The sequence below is a fragment of the Streptomyces rectiverticillatus genome (genome assembly GCF_013394065.1).
Lineage (GTDB): Bacteria > Actinomycetota > Actinomycetes > Streptomycetales > Streptomycetaceae > Streptomyces > Streptomyces rectiverticillatus.
On sequence record NZ_CP040752.1, the window covers coordinates 1,788,554 to 1,804,940 of the forward strand.

Genomic DNA, 16,387 nt, shown 5'->3' on the forward strand with positions numbered 1-16,387 from the left:
GCATGTCTTCGCCGAGTGCTAGCCGGGACACCTGTGCGTATCCGGCGCGGGGCCCGATACGGTAAGAGGACCATGAGCGCATCGCAGACCTCGCCTGTCACCCCCGTCCCCGCCGACGACGAGCCGACCCTCCTCGTCAAGATCTTCGGGAAGGACCGGCCGGGCATCACCGCCGGACTGTTCGACACGCTCGCCGCGTACGCCGTGGACGTCGTCGACATCGAGCAGGTCGTCACCCGGGGCCGGATCACCCTGTGCGCGCTGGTCACGGCGCCGGAGGGGGGCGGGAACGCCGAGGGCGAGCTGCGGGCGACGGTGCACAGCTGGGCCGAGTCGATGCGGCTGCAGGCCGAGATCATCTCGGGCCGGGGCGACAACCGCCCGCGCGGCACGGGGCGTTCCCACGTCACGGTGCTGGGCCATCCGCTCACCGCCGAGTCGACGGCCGCCATCGCGGCGCGGATCACCGGCACGGGCGGCAACATCGACCGGATCTTCCGGCTCGCCAAGTATCCGGTGACGGCAGTTGAGTTCGCGGTGTCCGGCGTGGAGACGGAGGCCCTGCGGACGGCGCTGGCCCTGGAGGCCGCGGTGCGCGGGGTCGACGTGGCGGTCGTGGCGGCGGGCCTGCAGCGGCGGGCCCAGCGGCTGATCGTGATGGACGTCGACTCCACGCTGATCCAGGACGAGGTCATCGAGCTGTTCGCGGCGCACGCGGGCTGCGAGGCCGAGGTCGCGGAGGTGACCGCGCGGGCGATGCGCGGCGAGCTGGACTTCGAGGAGTCCCTGCACGCCCGGGTGGCGCTGCTGGCGGGGCTGGACGAGTCCGTCGTGGACAAGGTGCGGGCGGAGGTGCGGCTGACGCCGGGCGCCCGGACGCTGATCCGCACGCTCAAGCGGCTCGGCTACCAGGTGGGCGTGGTCTCGGGCGGGTTCACCCAGGTCACGGACGACCTGCAGGAGCGGCTCGGGCTGGACTTCGCCTCGGCGAACACCCTGGAGATCGTCGACGGCCGGCTGACCGGGCGGGTGACCGGGGAGATCGTGGACCGGGCGGGCAAGGCCCGGCTACTGCGGCGGTTCGCCGCCGAGGCGGGCGTGCCGCTGGCGCAGACCGTGGCCATCGGAGACGGCGCGAACGACCTCGACATGCTCAACGCCGCGGGGCTGGGCGTGGCCTTCAACGCCAAGCCGGTGGTGCGCCAGGCGGCGCACACGGCGGTGAACGTCCCGTTCCTGGACACGGTGCTCTACCTGCTGGGCGTCACCCGCGAAGAGGTCGAGGCGGCGAACACCCACGAGTAGGCTCCGGCAGCTCCGGCAGCTCCGGCAGCGGGAAGGCTCGCCGCCACGGCGAGGCACCACGACGGAGGCACCACGCCGGTGAGGGTCCGGCGGAATGAGCGACGGCCGGGGATCGGTGCACGCATCTCATCCGCCGGACGGGCGCTAGGCGTGGGGCGCCCAGAAGGCGACCAGCTTGCCGACGCCGTGCTCGACGGCCTTCCACGATCCGGTGAAGGCGAGCACGGCGATGGCGGAGGTGGGGAACCCGGCGCGGTTCATCCGCGGCAGCAGATCGCCCTCGGACTCGCCGGCGAGGGCGTCGGCCAGGGCGTGCATGCCGGGGTTGTGCCCGATCATGACGAGGTCCTGGACCTCGTCGGAGACCTCGTTGAGCAGGGCGATCAGCTCGCCGAGCGAGGCCTCGTACATCCGCTCCTCGTAGACCGTCCGGGGGCGCTCGGACAGCTCGGGGACGGCGAGCTTCCAGGTCTCGCGGGTGCGGGCGGAGGTGGAGCACATGGCCAGGTCGGGGTTGATGCCGGAACCGGCGAGCCAGCGGCCTGCGACCGGGGCGTCCTTGCGGCCGCGGTCCGCGAGCGGACGTTCGTGGTCGTCGACGTCGGACCATTCGGCTTTGGCGTGCCGGAAAACGACGATCCTGCGGGTCGATTCGGAGCTCATGCCGTCCAGCTTCGCATGAAACCCACGGCGAGGCGCGGGGTGTTGAAAGGGTTGCACCCGAAGCGGCGCACGCGCCCCGCCTGCCCTCACGGGGCTTCCTCGCCCAGCGCGAGCCGGACGAAGGCGACCACGCGGGCGACGGTGCCCGAGGCGGCGGGATCCGGACCGGAGTCCGCGGTGGCGGGAGCGACGGGCAGGGCGCAGAAGACGGTGAACGCCACGGCGGCGAGCGCGAGGGCCCACCAGGGCAGCCGCGTCTGCACGGTGCCGGGAGTCCGGGCTTTCGTACCGGCGGGCATGGGATCGCCTCCGAGTGGTTCGGTGCACCGCCCCGTCGCGGTGTACTACGAACCTACGGAGAATGGCGCCCCGCTCCCATCCGGTGGACCACCCACTTGCCCCTGACCTGTCCCCCCTAGGGGACGGGGGGTTAGCCCCACCATCGCCTGGAGGCGGACCGGAAGGGGCCCGGAGTCAGGGCCCGGGGGCAGGGTTCAGGGGGAGAAGACCGTCGCGATGACCGAGATGACGACCGTGATGCCCAGCATCGCGCCGAGGATCGTCAGCAGGGTCTTCTGGCCGTTCTTGGGATTGGGATCGAGCACAGGCTGCATGCGGCCAGTCTCCCACCCCGCGCCCCGGCGGCCGCGTCCGGGTCAGAGCTCGTCCTCCACGGTGCGGGCGCGCCCGGCCAGCACGCCCGCCACGACCTGAGGCACCATCAGCGCCGCCATGAGCGCGAGCGGCACGTCCCAGCCGCCCGTGCGCTCGTTGAGCCAGCCCACCAGCAGCGGGCCGGGGATGGAGATCAGATAGCCGGTGCTCTGGGCGAACGCCGACAGCCGCACCACGCCCCCGCCCGTGCGGGCGCGCATGCCGATCAGCGTCAGGGCGAGCGTGAAGGCGCTGTTGGACACGCCGAGCAGCACGGCCCAGGCCCAGGCGCCCGCGGCCGGGGCCAGCCACAGCCCCGCGTACCCCGCGAGCCCGAAGCAGGCCAGGGCGATGACGAGGACGCCCTGGTGGGGCAGGCGGGCGGCGAGGCGCGGCAGCGCGAAGGCCAGGGGGATGCCGGTCAGCATCGTGACGGCGCTCAGGATGCCCGCGGTGGAGGCGGACACCCCGGCGTCGCGGAAGATCGCCGGCATCCAGCCCATGACGATGTAGGCGCCGGTCGCCTGGATGCCGAAGAAGATGCCGAGCGCCCACGCGGTGGGGCTGCGCGTGATGCTGGTGCGGGGAGCGTCCTGGGCGGCGGCCGCGGGGGCGGCGCCGCCGTCCGTACGGCCGCGGCGGGCGGCCACCAGCCACAGGAGCCCGGCCGCGGCGGCGAGCAGCGCCCACGAGCCGAGGCCGAGGCGCCAGCTGTGGCCCATCGCCCCGGCGAGCGGCACGGTGCCGGCGGCGGCGGCCGCGGCACCCGCGGCGATGGCCATGGAGTACAGGCCGGTCATCGGGCCGACCCGGTCGGGGAACCAGCGTCTGACGGCCAGGGGCATCAGGACGTTGCTGACGGCGATGCCCGCGAGCGCGAGCACGCTCAGGGCGAGGAAACCGGGGACGCCGCCCGCGTACGGCCGCAGGGCGAGACCGGCGGCTATCGCCGCCATGCCGGCGCAGACGACGGCCGCGGGGCCGAAGCGGCGGGCCAGCCGGGGCGCGGCGAGGCCGAAGACCGCGAAGCAGAACGCGGGCACGGACGTCAGCAGGCCCGCCACGGTGCCGCTCATGCCGAGGTCCGCGCGGACCTCCTTCAGCAGCGAGCCCAGGCTCGTCACGGCGGGGCGGAGGTTGAGCGCGGCGAGGACCAGGCCGGCGACCAGGAGCCGGGCCGCCCAGGCGTGACCCGGAGCGCCCTCCCCCGCAGGCGCGGGGGCCTGCCTCGAGCCGGCGGGGTCGGCTGCGGCGGCGGTCTCGGCCGCTCTCAGGTCTTCGTCTGCCGTGGATGCCATGACAGGCATCATAGATAGAATCATAGGATGAATGGAGACTGTCGATGCCACTGAACTCGCCCAAGCGCTCCCGCCTCGTCGACCAGGTCATCGCCGGGCTGCGCAGCCAGATCACGTCCGGTGAGTGGCCCGTCGGCTCGCGCATCCCCACCGAGCCGGAGCTGGTCGAGCAGCTCGGCGTCGCGCGCAACACCGTGCGCGAGGCCGTACGGGCGCTCGCGCACAACGGCCTGCTGGACATCCGGCAGGGATCGGGCACGTACGTCATAGCCACGAGCGAGCTGGCCGGCGTGATGCACCGCCGCTTCGCCGACGCCGACCCGATGGACGTGGCCGAGCTGCGCTGCGCCCTGGAGGCCTCGGCGGCCCGGCTCGCGGCCCGCCGGCGCACCGAGCAGGACCTGGTGCAGCTGGCCGCGCTGCTGGAGCGGCGCGAGGAGGCGTGGCGCTCGGGGGACGCCGAGCGGTTCGTGGAGGCGGACGCCACGCTGCACACCGCGGTCGTCTCCGCCGCGCACAACGAAGTGATGTCCGAGGTGTACGCGGACCTGGGCGGGGTGATGCGCCAGTTCCTGCGGGCATTCGTGGGGAGCGCGATGCGGCCCGAAGAGCTCGCCGACCACGGGCGGCTGGTCGCGGCCATCGCGGACGGCGACGAGGAGACCGCGGGGGCGGAGGCGAGCGCGCATCCGTTCGGTCCGTTCGGCTGCCGGGGCGTGGCCCGCTGACCGCTCAGGCGGCCGGCCGGTGGGTCACCCAGGCGTGGCGTATGCCGAGCCAGCAGCGCTGGGCGAGGGCGACGTGCCCGGCGGGGCCGACGACGGCCTGAGCCGTGTCCATGTCCGGGTCCCACCAGCGCACGCACTCGATGTGCAGCTGAACGCGGTCGGTGGTGGCGTTGCCGTTGAAGCAGTGGGTGGTGGCGTGGGAGCCGTGGACGCGCGTGCGGCACTCGGCGTGCCGCGGGACGGGCGGAGCGGCCTGGGCGGCGGCCGCCGCCGGGGACACCGGGGCCGTCGAGCCGGCCAGGGCCGCGGCGGCGAACAGCAGGGCCGCGGTGCGGCGGAGCGGGGGGCTCATGCGCGTACCTCCTCCCGCCCTTCAGTGTGGGGGGACGAGCTCCGGCGCACGAGCCGGAAACGGCCGGTGCCCGTTCCGGCGTAGCGGAACGGGCACCGGGGATGCGCTTCGGGGCTCAGGCGCCCATCATGTGCACGCCACCGTCGACGTGCACGATCTCGCCCGTGGTGCGGGGGAAGAAGTCCGACAGCAGGCCGACGACGCCGCGGCCCGCCGGCTCCGGGTCGGCCAGGTCCCAGCCGATGGGGGCGCGGTGGTTCCACACGTCCGCGAGCTCCTCGAAGCCCGGGATGGACTTGGCGGCCATCGACTTGATCGGACCGGCGGAGACCAGGTTGCAGCGGATGCCCTTGGGACCGAAGTCGCGGGCGAGGTAGCGGTTGGTGCCCTCGAGAGCGGCCTTGGCCACGCCCATCCAGTCGTACTTCGGCCAGGCGATCTGCGCGTCGAAGGTCAGACCGACGATCGAGCCGCCCTCGCGCATCAGCGGGAGCAGGGCCATGGCCAGCGACTTGTAGGAGTACGCGGAGACCTGGACGGCCGTGGAGACGTCCTCCCAGGTGGCATCGAGGAAGGTGAAGGCGCCCTGCGGGCCGAAGGCGATGGAGTGCACGATGCCGTCGAGGGCCACGCCCTCGCCGAGGTGCTCGCGCACCTTGTCGGCCAGGCCGTCGAGGTGCTCCTGGTTGGTGACGTCCAGCTCGATGACCGGCGCGGGCTTCGGCAGCCGCTTGGCGATCCGCTCGACCAGGGAGAGCCGGCCGAAGCCGGTCAGGATGACCTCGGCGCCCTCGTTCTGGGCGACCTTGGCGGCCTGGAAGGCGATCGACGACTCGGTGAGGACGCCGGTGACCAGGATGCGCTTGCCTGCAAGGATTCCACTCATGACGTTCAGTGACCCATGCCCAATCCGCCGTCGACAGGAATGACGGCTCCAGTGATGTATGCGGCCTCGTCGGAGGCGAGGAAGCGGACCGAGGCGGCGATCTCCTCGGGCTGCGCGTAGCGCGCGAGCGGAACCTGCTTGGTGATGCCCTCGCGCTGCTCGTCGCTGAGCACGCGGGTCATGTCGGTGTCGACGAAGCCGGGGGCGACGACGTTGCAGGTGATGTTCCGGGAGCCCAGCTCACGGGCGATCGAGCGGGCGAAGCCCACCAGGCCGGCCTTGGAGGCGGCGTAGTTGGCCTGGCCCGCGGAGCCCAGCAGGCCCACCACGGAGGAGATCAGCACGATGCGGCCCTTGCGGGCGCGCAGCATGCCCTTCGAGGCCCGCTTGACGACCCGGAAGGTGCCGGTGAGGTTGGTGTCGAGGACGGAGGTGAAGTCGTCCTCGGACATGCGCAGGAGCAGCTGGTCGCGGGTGACGCCGGCGTTGGCCACCAGCACCTCGACCGCGCCCTGCTTCTCCTCGATCTCCTTGTAGGCCTGCTCGACCTGCTCGGGGTCCGTGATGTCGCACTTCACGGGGAGGCACCCCAGCTCCAGGAGGGCGGCCGGCGGCTCTCCCGAGCGGTAGGTGAAGGCGACCTTGTCGCCCGCCTCCGCGAAGGCGCGGGCGATGGACAGGCCGATGCCCCGGTTTCCTCCGGTGACCAGAACCGAGCGGCTCAAAGGACCACCCTTCCTTCACGTGTAGCTGCCAGCTGGCTGCCATTGGTCGTCTGTACCGTACGAAAACTATCGGGCCGAGGCCTCTGACGTGCAGCCCGCCCCTAACAGGAGCGCATGGCGGACCCTGTGGGGTCCCTACAGAAAGCGGAGCTGCGAGGCCCCTGCGGACCCGTGTGGGGCGCGTTCCCCGATCTGCCCCTGAACTGCACAAAAGCCCGGGACCATGGGCGGCGGGGCGTGATTCACTGCGTCCTCGGGAGACATCGCATGCCTAGGGGAGGCCATCCGTGCCACATGAAATCGACGAGTCGTTCCTCGCGCTGCCGCTGCGGCAACTCGCCGACGCGGCTCTCGCGCGCGCCCGGGCGCTGGGGGCCGACCACGCGGACTTCCGCCTGGAGCGGGTGCGCAGCGCCTCCTGGCGGCTGAGGGACGCCCGGCCGGCCGGGACCTCCGACACCACGGACCTGGGGTATGCGGTGCGGGTGGTGCACGGCGGGAGCTGGGGCTTCGCGGCGGGCGTCGAGATGACGATGGACGCGGCGGCGCGGGTGGCGGGGCAGGCCGTGGCGATGGCGCGGCTGTCGGCGAAGGTGATCGCGGCGGCCGGCTCGGACGAGAGGGTGGAGCTGGCGGACGAGCCGGTGCACGCCGAGCGGACCTGGGTGTCGTCCTACGAGATCAACCCCTTCGACGTGCCGGACGCCGAGAAGAGCGAGCTGCTCGCGGACTGGAGCTCGCGGCTGCTGGCGGCTGACGGGGTGGCGCACGCGGACGCCTCGCTGCTGACCGTCCAGGAGAACAAGTTCTACGCCGACTCGGCGGGCACGACCACCACCCAGCAGCGCGTCCGGCTGCACCCGCAGCTGACGGCGGTCGCGGTCGACCCCGCCACCGGCGGCTTCGACGCGATGCGCACCATCGCTCCCCCGGCCGGCCGCGGCTGGGAGTACCTGACGGGCACCGGCTGGGACTGGGACGCCGAGCTGGCGGAGATCCCGGCGCTGCTGGCGGAGAAGATGCGCGCGCCGAGCGTCGAGGCCGGCTCGTACGACCTGGTGGTCGACCCGTCCAACCTGTGGCTGACGATCCACGAGTCGATCGGCCACGCCACCGAGCTGGACCGCGCGCTGGGCTACGAGGCCGCGTACGCGGGCACGTCCTTCGCGACCTTCGACCAGCTGGGCTCGCTGAAGTACGGCTCGGAGCTGATGAACGTCACCGGCGATCGGACCGCCGAGCACGGCCTCGCGACCACCGGCTACGACGACGAGGGCGTCGAGGCCCAGTCCTGGGACCTCGTCAAGGACGGCATCCTGGTCGGCTACCAGCTGGACCGCCGCATCGCCAGGCTGACCGGCTTCGAGCGCTCCAACGGCTGCGCGTTCGCCGACTCCCCCTCCCACGTGCCGGTCCAGCGGATGGCCAACGTCTCCCTGCAGCCGGCGCCCGGCGGGCCGTCGACCGAGGAGATGATCTCCGGCGTCGAGCGCGGGGTCTACGTGGTCGGCGACCGCTCGTGGTCGATCGACATGCAGAGGTACAACTTTCAATTCACCGGGCAGCGGTTCTACCGGATCGAGAACGGGCGGCTGGCCGGGCAGTTGCGCGATGTCGCGTACCAGGCGACGACCACCGACTTCTGGGGTTCGATGACGGCCGTCGGCGGACCGCAGACGTATGTCCTGGGCGGCGCGTTCAACTGCGGCAAGGCCCAGCCCGGGCAGGTCGCGGCCGTCTCGCACGGCTGCCCCTCGGCCCTCTTCGAGAACGTGAACATCCTGAACACCACTGAGGAGGCCGGTCAGTGAGCCCTCGTCACCAGCCGCACGAGATCGTCGAGCGCGCCCTGGAGCTGTCCCGCGCCGACGGCTGCATGGTCATCGCCGGCGAGCGTTCCACCGCCAACCTCCGCTGGGCGCGCAACGCGCTCACCACCAACGGCGTCACCCGCGGCCGCACCGTCACCGTGATCGCCACGGTGGACGGCGCCGAGGGCACCGCCTCGGGCGTCGTCTCGCGGTCGGCCGTCACGGCCGCGGAGCTGGAGCCGCTGGTGCGGGCCGCCGAGGCCGCCGCGCGCGAGGCGGGGCCGGCCGAGGACGCCCAGCCGCTGGTGTCGGGGGTGCCGCACTCCCCCGACTTCACCGCCCCGCCCGCCGAGACCTCCTCCGCGGTCTTCGACGGCTTCGCGCCCGCGCTCGGCGAGTCCTTCGCCGGTGCCCGGTCGCAGGGCCGCGAGCTGTACGGCTTCGCCCTCCACGAGGTCTCCTCGTACTACCTCGGCACGTCCACCGGGCTGCGGCTGCGCCACGACCAGCCGACGGGGTCCCTGGAGCTCAACGCCAAGTCGCCGGACGGCACCCGTTCCGCCTGGGCGGGCCGGGCCACGCGCGACTTCACCGACGTCGACCCGCAGGCCCTGGACGCCGAGCTGGCGCAGCGCCTCGCGTGGGCCGAGCGGAAGGTCGAGCTGCCGGCCGGGCGGTACGAGACGCTGCTGCCGCCGACCGCCGTCGCCGACCTGCTCGTCTACCAGATGTGGTCGGCGGCCGCCCGTGACGCCGCCGAGGGCCGGACGGTCTTCTCGAAGGCCGGCGGCGGCACCCGGGTCGGCGAGAAGCTGTCCCCGCTGCCGCTGACGCTGCGCAGCGACCCGCACGCCGCGGGCCTGGAGTGCGCGCCGTTCGTGCTCACGACCAGCTCGGGGGACGACGCGTCGGTCTTCGACAACGGCCTGCCGCTCGGTCCGACGGACTGGATCCGTGACGGCGTGCTGGAGCACCTGGTCACGACGCGGCACAGCGCCGGGCTCACGGACCTGCCGGTCGCCCCGCTCGTGGACAACCTCATCCTGGACGCGGGGGGCACCGGCACGCTCGACGAGATGGTCGCGGCCACCGAGCGAGGCCTGCTTCTGACCTCCCTGTGGTACATCCGCGAGGTGGACCCGGCGTCGCTGCTGCTGACGGGGCTGACCCGGGACGGCGTCTATCTCGTGGAGAACGGCGAGGTCGTCGGCGAGGTCAACAACTTCCGCTTCAACGAGTCCCCGGTGTCGGTGCTCTCGCGCGCCACCGAGGCGGGCCGCACCGAGCCGACGCTGCCGCGCGAGTGGGGCGACTACTTCACCCGGGCCGCGATGCCCGCCCTGCGCGTGCCGGACTTCAACATGAGCTCCGTCAGCCGGGGCGTGTGACAGCGAGGGGTGTGACAGCAGGGGGTGTGACAGCAGGGGCGCGGCACCGGGCCGAATAGACTGGTCCGCGTCCACCTGTCCTCCGCTCGCATACGTCTTCCGTATGCGTCCCTATTTCTTCTCCGTCTTTCTTCTCCGTCCGTTTCTCATCCGTCCCATCGATCCCCAGGAATGTCATGACACGCCTCGGCGAATCCGTCGCCCGCGCAGGTGAGCTCCTCGCGCAGGACCTCTCCTCCGACCAGACCGTCCAGCGGCTGCTCCAGGAGACGGGCTCGCGGCGCTATCTCGATCTGACGGATCTGTCGGCGAAGGAGCAGGCCGAGCTGATCGCCGCCCGCACCGTCGAGGTGCTGCCGGGCGTGGACAAGCTGGCCGAGCGCATCGAGGAGCGGCGGGCGGCGGGCAAGGGCCTGCAGCTCAAGCTGGGCATCGACCCGACGGCGGCCGACGTCCACCTGGGCCACGCCGTGCCGATGATCATCCTCAGCCGCTTCCAGCGCATGGGCCACGACGTCACCCTCCTCATCGGTGACTTCACGGCCAAGATCGGCGACCCGACGGGCCGCACGGCCGAGCGTCCGCCGCTGACCGACGAGGACATCGCGAGGAATCTCGCGGGCTACCGCGAGCAGGTCCGCCCGTTCTTCGACTTCGAGAAGGTCACGTTCGTCCAGAACAGCACCTGGCTGGCCCCGTACACCTTCCCGGAGCTGCTCGGCCTGCTCTCGCAGGTGCCGGTCTCGCAGCTGCTGCAGCGCGAGGACTTCCGCAACCGGCTGGCGGCCGGGTCGGGCCTGACGATGTCGGAGCTGCTGTACCCGATCGCCCAGGGCCTGGACTCGGTCGCGCTGGACTGCGACGTCGAGCTGGGCGGCGCCGACCAGCTGCTGAACCTGCAGATGGGCCGCAAGCTCATGGAGCTGAAGGGCCAGCGGCCGCAGCTCGTCGTCACCATGCCGCTGATCGAGGGCACGGACGGCACGGGCGCGAAGATGTCCAAGTCCAAGGGCAACTACGTGGGCCTGTCGGCTCCGGCCGACGACGTCTTCGGCAAGATCATGTCGGTGCCGGACCGGCTGATGGAGCCGTACCTGAAGGCCTGGACCGAGTGGACGGACGAGGAGATCGCCCTCGCGCTGTCCCGGGTCGAGGAGCGCTCGCTGCACCCGATGGACCTCAAGAAGATCCTCGCGGGCGAGGTCGTGGCCGCGCTGTACGGGATCGAGGCGGCGATGGCGGCCCGGGGCGGATTCGTCGCACAGTTCTCGAAGAAGAGCTTCTCCGACGTGGAGACGCCCGTGGTGGAGCTCTCGGAGCACGGCGCCTCGCCGGCGACGGCCGTGCTGAGCCAGGTCCTGGGCTTCCAGCCGTCCGCTTCGGCGGCCCGCCGGGTCGCCAAGCAGAACGGCCTGCGCCTGGTGGTCGAGACGGACGGCGGCCAGGAGGCCGTCGTGCTGGCCGAGGCCGATGCGATCCGCCCGCTGGGCGAGGTCGTGGCGGAGACGGTCGCCGAGATCGCCGGGGCCGGCCGGGTCTACCTCAAGGCGGGCCGGAAGATCGCCGAGCTGCGGTAGTGGCTTTCGCCGCCGGGGACTGACTGAAGGCCCGGGGCGGCCCGTGCGCGAGCTGCGCACGGGCCGCCCCGAGGCGTTTGTGCGTCCGGGCGCGGAGACATCCAGGTACGTTACGCCGCGTGTCTCCCGCCGCTCCTGTTGCCGCGTACCGCGACCCACAGACGGTCGCCGATGCCGACCACGAGGACCGCACCCGCCAGTTGCAGCAGGTGCCGGCCCCAGTCGACGCCCTTGGTCTCGTCGATGCCGAGGCCGGCGGCGGCCCAGTTGCCGAGCAGGCCGCCGATCATGCCCAGGATGATCGTCAACCAGAGGGGGACCTGTTGTTTGCCCGGCAGGATCGCCTTGGCGATCAGGCCCAGGACAAGTCCGACGATGATGGCCCACAACCAGCTCATGTCGCCTCCTCAGCGGCGCGATGTGCCGTGCCCCGCCATTCTGAGGCCACTGTCCGTACGGCGCACGCCGGAGCCGTCCCTCCGCCGCGATGCGGCTGTGGCGTACGCAGCCGCAGGTCGGAGCGGGGACGGCGCGGGACCCGCTCTCGTACCCGGCGGCCACGCGGCGTAACGTGGAGGGTGTCCCGCTTCAGGGCGTGCAGGCACGGTGGATCAGGTGGTGGAACGTGATGCGGAAGCAGGGCGGGACGGCGGTCTTCAGGATCACCGGCGCCCGTCAGGGGCTGGCCGAGGATGTGCGCGGCCGCCAGCGCCGCTACGTCATCTCGATGATGATCCGCACCCTGTCGGTGGTGCTCACCGTGGTGCTGTGGAACGTCGAGCGCTATGTGGCGGTGGGCACGCTGATCCTGGGTGCCCTGCTGCCCTACGTGGCGGTCGTGATCGCCAACGCGGGCCGGGAGAACGCCCCTTCGCTCCCCGGGACGTTCGTACCGGCACCGACGCGGCCGGTGCTGATGCCCGGTCCGGCCGAGGAGGGGGCGGAATCCGTCCCGGAAGCCCCCCGTGGCCCCGAGGGCGATCAAGGGCGTGACCACGGCTGATGCCCCGCGGGGCGCGGCGGGTGGTGGCACGTTCGGCAAAGCTCAAGAAAACCTCAGATCAATCATGTGGTTTCAGTGCCGCGCGCCGGGCACCCCGTGACATACTTCCTAAGCGCTCCGCATCCCCCGTCGGAGCGACAGACCGACGCCGGGCGGCTCCCCCCGTGGCTGCCCGGCGTCGCCGTGTCTGCACGCGGTTCGTAGAGTCAGGGGTGTGAATTCCCCCGATGACACCGTGATCTGTTCCGCCAAGGGCTGCCGCGCCCCCGCCGTATGGGTGCTGGCGTGGAACAACCCCAAGCTGCACACCCCCGACCGCCGCAAGACGTGGCTCGCGTGCGACGAGCACCGTGAGCACCTGTCCAACTTCCTCGGCCTGCGGGGCTTTCTGAAGGACGTGGTGACGCTGGCGGAGTGGGAGGCCTCTCCTCGCCCGTAGCACGCGGTGCCGGGCCCCGGCGGGGCTCAGGAGCTCAGGAGCTCAGCCCCCGACGGTGCTCAGGAGCTCAGCCCCCGATCGCCGACATGGGCCGCTGCGGCTGCAGGAAGGACGGGTCGTCCAGGCCCGACCCCGCCTTCTTCCCGTGCGTCGCCTGCTTCCATCGCCCGGCTATCTCCTCGTCCGTGGCCCCGGAGCGCAGCGCCGCGCGCAGGTCGGACTCCTCGCGCGCGAACAGGCAGTTGCGGATCTGTCCGTCGGCGGTGAGGCGGGTGCGGTCGCAGGCGCCGCAGAAGGGGCGGGTGACGGAGGCGATGACGCCTACGCGGCCGGGCCCGCCGTCGACGAGCCAGCGTTCGGCGGGGGCGGCGCCGCGCTCGTCGGCGCCTTCGGGGGTGAGGTCGAAGCGGGTGGCCAGGCTCGCCAGGATGTCCGCCGCGGTGATCATCCCGTCGCGGCGCCAGCCGTGCTGGGCGTCGAGCGGCATCTGCTCGATGAAGCGCAGTTCGTAGCCGTGGCCGAGGGCCCAGGCCAGCAGGTCGGGGGCCTCGTCGTCGTTGAGGCCGGGCATCAGCACGGCGTTGATCTTGACGGGTGCGAGGCCGGCGGCGCGGGCGGCGGCGAGGCCGTCGAGGACGTCCTGGTGGCGCTTGCGGCGGGTCAGCTTCTGGAAGACGTCGGGGCGCAGGGTGTCGAGGGAGACGTTGACCCGGTCGAGGCCGGCGTCGGCCAGGGCCGTCGCGGTGCGCGCGAGGCCGATGCCGTTGGTGGTGAGGGAGATCCGGGGGCGCGGCCGCAGGGCGGCGCAGCGCTCGACGAGGGAGACGAGGCCGGGGCGCAGCAGGGGCTCGCCGCCGGTGAAGCGGACCTCGGTGACGCCGAGGGAGGTCACGGCGATGCGGACCAGGCGGACGATCTCGTCGTCGGTGAGCAGGTCCGGCTTGGCGAGCCACTGGAGGCCCTCTTCGGGCATGCAGTAGGTGCAGCGCAGGTTGCAGCGGTCGGTCAGGGAGACACGGAGGTCGGTGGCGATGCGACCGTAGGTGTCGATGAGCACGCTGCGCCTCCGGCGGACTGGGCTTGAACGTTCGTTCGCTGTCCGCAGCGTACGTGATGGCCGGTGACGGTGGGTCTTCACGGACGCGGGTCTTCACGGACGCGGGTCGGCGGGCGCCGGACGCCGGACGGGCTCACCGGCCCGTCCGGCGCCGCGGCGGTGCGGCGTCAGTGTGCGCCGTAGCCCGTGAGGGAGCGGACCTCGAGCTCGGCGTACTTCGCGTCCGCCTCCGGCTGCGGCCGGGAGAGCAGCGAGCCGAGCCAGCCCAGCAGGAAGCCGAGCGGGATGGAGACCAGGCCGGGGTTGCCGAGCGGGAAGAAGTCGAAGCTCATCCCGGGGAAGAGCGCCTTCTCGTTGCCGGAGACGACCGGGGAGAAGATCACGAGGCCGACGGAGGAGATCAGCCCTCCGTAGATCGACCACAGGGCTCCGCGGGTGGTGAAGCGCTTCCAGAAGAGGCTGTAGAGGATCGTGGGGAGGTTGGCGGAGGCCGCGACGGCGAAGGCGAGGGCCACGACGGCGGCGGCGTTGAGCCGGTGGGCGAAGATGCTCAGCAGGATGGCGACCGCGCCGATGACGACGGCGGCGCACTTGGCGGTGCGGAGTTCCTCCTTCTCGCTGGTCTTTCCCTTGCGGATGACGTTGGCCCACAGGTCGTGCGCGAAGGAGGCCGAGGAGGCGAGCGTGAGGCCCGCGACCACCGCGAGGATCGTCGCGAAGGCGACGGCGGAGATCACGGCGAGGAGGACCGCGCCGCCGGTGGATCCGGCGCCGCCGCCGACCTCCCGGGCGAGCAGCGGGGCCGCGGTGTTCCCCGAGGGGTCCGAGGCGGTGATGGACTTCGAGCCGACGAGGGCGGCGGCGCCGAAGCCCAGGGCGATGGTCATCAGGTAGAAGGCGCCGATGATGCCGATGGCCCAGTTCACGGACTTGCGGGCGGCCTTGGCGGTGGGCACGGTGTAGAAGCGGATGAGGATGTGCGGCAGGCCGGCGGTGCCCAGGACGAGGGCGAGGCCGAGCGAGATGAAGTTGAGCTTGGTGGTGCCGTCCTTGCCGTACTGCAGGCCCGGTTCGAGGAAGGCCTTGCCCTTGCCGCTCTCCTCGGCGGCGCGCCCGAGCAGGGTGGAGATGTTCCAGCCGACCTTGTTGAGCACGAGGACGGTGATGAGCAGGGTGCCCAGGATGAGCAGGACCGCCTTGACGATCTGCACCCACGTGGTGCCCTTCATCCCGCCGATGGTCACGTAGAGGACCATCACCAGGCCGACCAGGGCGATGATCCAGCGCCGCGAGCTCTCGCCCGAGGCCCCGAGCAGCAGCGCCACGAGCGCGCCCGCGCCGATCATCTGCGCGAGCAGGTAGAAGATCGAGACGACGATGGTGGAGGTGCCGGCGGCGGTGCGTACGGGGCGCTGCTTGAGCCGGTAGGCGAGCGCGTCGGCCATGGTGAAGCGGCCGGAGTTGCGCAGCGGTTCGGCGACGAGCAGCAGGGCGACCAGCCAGGCGACGAGGAAGCCGATGGAGTAGAGGAATCCGTCGTAGCCGAAGAGGGCGATGGCGCCGGCGATGCCGAGGAAGGACGCGGCGGACATGTAGTCGCCGGAGATGGCGAGGCCGTTCTGGAAGCCGGTGAAGGAGCGGCCGCCGGCGTAGAAGTCGGTGGCGTCCTTGGTCTGCCGGCCGGCCCAGACGGTGATGGCGAGGGTGGCGGCGACGAAGACGGAGAAGAGCGTGATGATCAGGGTGCGGTGCTCGCCCGCGGCGCCTGCCGCGAGGGGGAGGCCCGACTGCAGGGCACTGGTCATGCCGCTCGTTCCTCCGCTTCCAGACGGGCCCGCAGGGCCTCGGCCTTGGGATCGAGCTTCGCGGCCGCGTGCCGCGAGTACCACCAGGCGATCAGGAAGGTGGTGAGGAACTGGGCCAGCCCGAGGACGAACGCCACGTTGATGTTGCCCAGGACCGTGGTGCCCATGAAATCGCCGGCGTAGTTCGAGAGCAGGACGTACAGCAAGTACCAGGAGACGAAGGCGATGGTGAGCGGAAAGGCGAACGAGCGCTGCGCGCGGCGCAGTTCCCCGAACTCGGCGCTCGACTGCAGTGTGCTGAAACGATCGTTCCCGGCCGCGGGCGGGGCGGCTGCGGTGGTCGACGGGCCGTCGGGCTCGTCCGGCCCCTGTGTGGTGGTTGGTGCGGTGTCCACGGTCTCTCCTGACAAAGGGGGGTGTGAGGCGCGAGCCGATGGCTTGTGATCCGGATCACGCATCGTAGAGGCAGGTCGCAGTATGCGACAGGGGGAAGGTGCGGAATCGGGCAGCAGCTGCCGCCGGGGGCGACACCGCCCGCCCGCGGTGTCGTTGACCCTGGTGTGAGCGATGCGCCTCCTCCCACCCCGCCGTCCCCCGGTCGACGACCGTTCGGGATCGTCAGGTTGACGGCGCCCATAGCGGCGGTGACGACCGGCCGGTCCGTCCCGCCGCCGAGAGCGGGGCGGTGGTACGGGC

The 16,387-nt window shown here is 72.0% G+C and carries 18 protein-coding genes; 7 read left to right on the top strand and 11 right to left on the bottom strand.

All coding sequences use genetic code 11. The features are described 5' to 3' along the window. Nucleotides 1-72: 72 nt before the first annotated feature. Nucleotides 73-1,305, top strand: a complete 1,233-nt coding sequence (serB, locus tag FGW37_RS07525) for a phosphoserine phosphatase SerB (RefSeq protein WP_179080344.1) — start codon at nucleotides 73-75, stop codon at nucleotides 1,303-1,305. A 144-nt stretch (nucleotides 1,306-1,449) separates the two neighbouring features. Here the strand turns inward: serB and FGW37_RS07530 are convergent, their stop codons facing one another. The 4 genes from FGW37_RS07530 to FGW37_RS07540 all read right to left on the bottom strand — a co-directional run bounded on the left by FGW37_RS07530 (nucleotide 1,450) and on the right by FGW37_RS07540 (nucleotide 3,920). Then, nucleotides 1,450-1,968, bottom strand: coding sequence for a SixA phosphatase family protein (locus tag FGW37_RS07530; RefSeq protein ID WP_179080345.1), 519 nt, complete (start codon nucleotides 1,966-1,968; stop codon nucleotides 1,450-1,452). 86 nt (nucleotides 1,969-2,054) lie between these two features. Continuing rightward, nucleotides 2,055-2,267, bottom strand: coding sequence for a hypothetical protein (locus tag FGW37_RS07535; RefSeq protein WP_179080346.1), 213 nt, complete (start codon nucleotides 2,265-2,267; stop codon nucleotides 2,055-2,057). A 195-nt stretch (nucleotides 2,268-2,462) separates the two neighbouring features. Then, nucleotides 2,463-2,582 (bottom strand): SGM_5486 family transporter-associated protein, encoded by a 120-nt coding sequence (locus FGW37_RS33835; protein ID WP_256790788.1) that lies wholly within the window; start codon nucleotides 2,580-2,582, stop codon nucleotides 2,463-2,465. A 42-nt stretch (nucleotides 2,583-2,624) separates the two neighbouring features. Beyond that, the gene (locus FGW37_RS07540) at nucleotides 2,625-3,920 is read right to left on the bottom strand and encodes an MFS transporter (protein WP_179080347.1); all 1,296 of its coding nucleotides are present in this window, start codon (nucleotides 3,918-3,920) and stop codon (nucleotides 2,625-2,627) included. A 44-nt stretch (nucleotides 3,921-3,964) separates the two neighbouring features. On the opposite strand from FGW37_RS07540, the gene FGW37_RS07545 reads away from it, so the two are divergent. Continuing rightward, nucleotides 3,965-4,648, top strand: coding sequence for a FadR/GntR family transcriptional regulator (locus FGW37_RS07545; protein ID WP_179080348.1), 684 nt, complete (start codon nucleotides 3,965-3,967; stop codon nucleotides 4,646-4,648). A 4-nt stretch (nucleotides 4,649-4,652) separates the two neighbouring features. Here the strand turns inward: FGW37_RS07545 and FGW37_RS07550 are convergent, their stop codons facing one another. The 3 genes from FGW37_RS07550 to fabG all read right to left on the bottom strand — a co-directional run bounded on the left by FGW37_RS07550 (nucleotide 4,653) and on the right by fabG (nucleotide 6,611). After that, entirely contained in the window at nucleotides 4,653-5,000 is a 348-nt protein-coding gene (locus tag FGW37_RS07550; protein ID WP_179080349.1) for a hypothetical protein, read from the bottom strand. A 115-nt stretch (nucleotides 5,001-5,115) separates the two neighbouring features. Further along, nucleotides 5,116-5,886, bottom strand: a complete 771-nt coding sequence (fabI, locus tag FGW37_RS07555) for an enoyl-ACP reductase FabI (RefSeq protein WP_179080350.1) — start codon at nucleotides 5,884-5,886, stop codon at nucleotides 5,116-5,118. Between the two features lie 5 nt (nucleotides 5,887-5,891). Then, nucleotides 5,892-6,611 (bottom strand): 3-oxoacyl-[acyl-carrier-protein] reductase, encoded by a 720-nt coding sequence (gene fabG / locus FGW37_RS07560; RefSeq protein ID WP_179080351.1) that lies wholly within the window; start codon nucleotides 6,609-6,611, stop codon nucleotides 5,892-5,894. Between the two features lie 287 nt (nucleotides 6,612-6,898). Here fabG and FGW37_RS07565 point away from each other — a divergent pair, with 287 nt between their 5' ends. From FGW37_RS07565 to tyrS, 3 genes are all read left to right on the top strand, one after another. Beyond that, entirely contained in the window at nucleotides 6,899-8,422 is a 1,524-nt protein-coding gene (locus tag FGW37_RS07565; protein ID WP_179080352.1) for a TldD/PmbA family protein, read from the top strand. Next, the gene (locus FGW37_RS07570; protein ID WP_179080353.1) at nucleotides 8,419-9,810 is read left to right on the top strand and encodes a metallopeptidase TldD-related protein; all 1,392 of its coding nucleotides are present in this window, start codon (nucleotides 8,419-8,421) and stop codon (nucleotides 9,808-9,810) included. The genes FGW37_RS07565 and FGW37_RS07570 overlap by 4 nt, the downstream gene beginning before the upstream one ends. A 176-nt stretch (nucleotides 9,811-9,986) precedes the next feature. Further along, the gene (gene tyrS / locus FGW37_RS07575) at nucleotides 9,987-11,387 is read left to right on the top strand and encodes a tyrosine--tRNA ligase (protein WP_179080354.1); all 1,401 of its coding nucleotides are present in this window, start codon (nucleotides 9,987-9,989) and stop codon (nucleotides 11,385-11,387) included. A 110-nt stretch (nucleotides 11,388-11,497) separates the two neighbouring features. On the opposite strand, the gene FGW37_RS07580 is transcribed toward tyrS, so the two are convergent. Then, a complete protein-coding gene (locus FGW37_RS07580; RefSeq protein ID WP_179080355.1) occupies nucleotides 11,498-11,785 on the bottom strand; it encodes a GlsB/YeaQ/YmgE family stress response membrane protein in 288 nt (95 codons plus the stop codon). A 230-nt stretch (nucleotides 11,786-12,015) separates the two neighbouring features. Between FGW37_RS07580 and FGW37_RS07585 the strand changes: the two genes are divergently transcribed. Continuing rightward, entirely contained in the window at nucleotides 12,016-12,390 is a 375-nt protein-coding gene (locus tag FGW37_RS07585; RefSeq protein ID WP_179084566.1) for a DUF3099 domain-containing protein, read from the top strand. 214 nt (nucleotides 12,391-12,604) lie between these two features. Then, on the top strand, nucleotides 12,605-12,829 hold the full coding sequence (locus FGW37_RS07590; protein ID WP_179080356.1) for a hypothetical protein: 225 nt from the start codon (nucleotides 12,605-12,607) through the stop codon (nucleotides 12,827-12,829). Between the two features lie 67 nt (nucleotides 12,830-12,896). Here FGW37_RS07590 and moaA read toward each other — a convergent pair whose 3' ends face one another. The 3 genes from moaA to FGW37_RS07605 all read right to left on the bottom strand — a co-directional run bounded on the left by moaA (nucleotide 12,897) and on the right by FGW37_RS07605 (nucleotide 16,086). Beyond that, nucleotides 12,897-13,886: a GTP 3',8-cyclase MoaA gene (moaA, locus tag FGW37_RS07595; protein WP_218650575.1), complete on the bottom strand. Its 990-nt coding sequence runs from the start codon at nucleotides 13,884-13,886 to the stop codon at nucleotides 12,897-12,899. A gap of 167 nt (nucleotides 13,887-14,053) precedes the next feature. Continuing rightward, on the bottom strand, nucleotides 14,054-15,691 hold the full coding sequence (locus tag FGW37_RS07600) for a solute symporter family protein (RefSeq protein ID WP_179080357.1): 1,638 nt from the start codon (nucleotides 15,689-15,691) through the stop codon (nucleotides 14,054-14,056). Further along, the gene (locus FGW37_RS07605; RefSeq protein ID WP_246430305.1) at nucleotides 15,688-16,086 is read right to left on the bottom strand and encodes a DUF485 domain-containing protein; all 399 of its coding nucleotides are present in this window, start codon (nucleotides 16,084-16,086) and stop codon (nucleotides 15,688-15,690) included. Before FGW37_RS07605 ends, FGW37_RS07600 begins: the two co-directional genes overlap by 4 nt. Nucleotides 16,087-16,387: the final 301 nt, after the last annotated feature.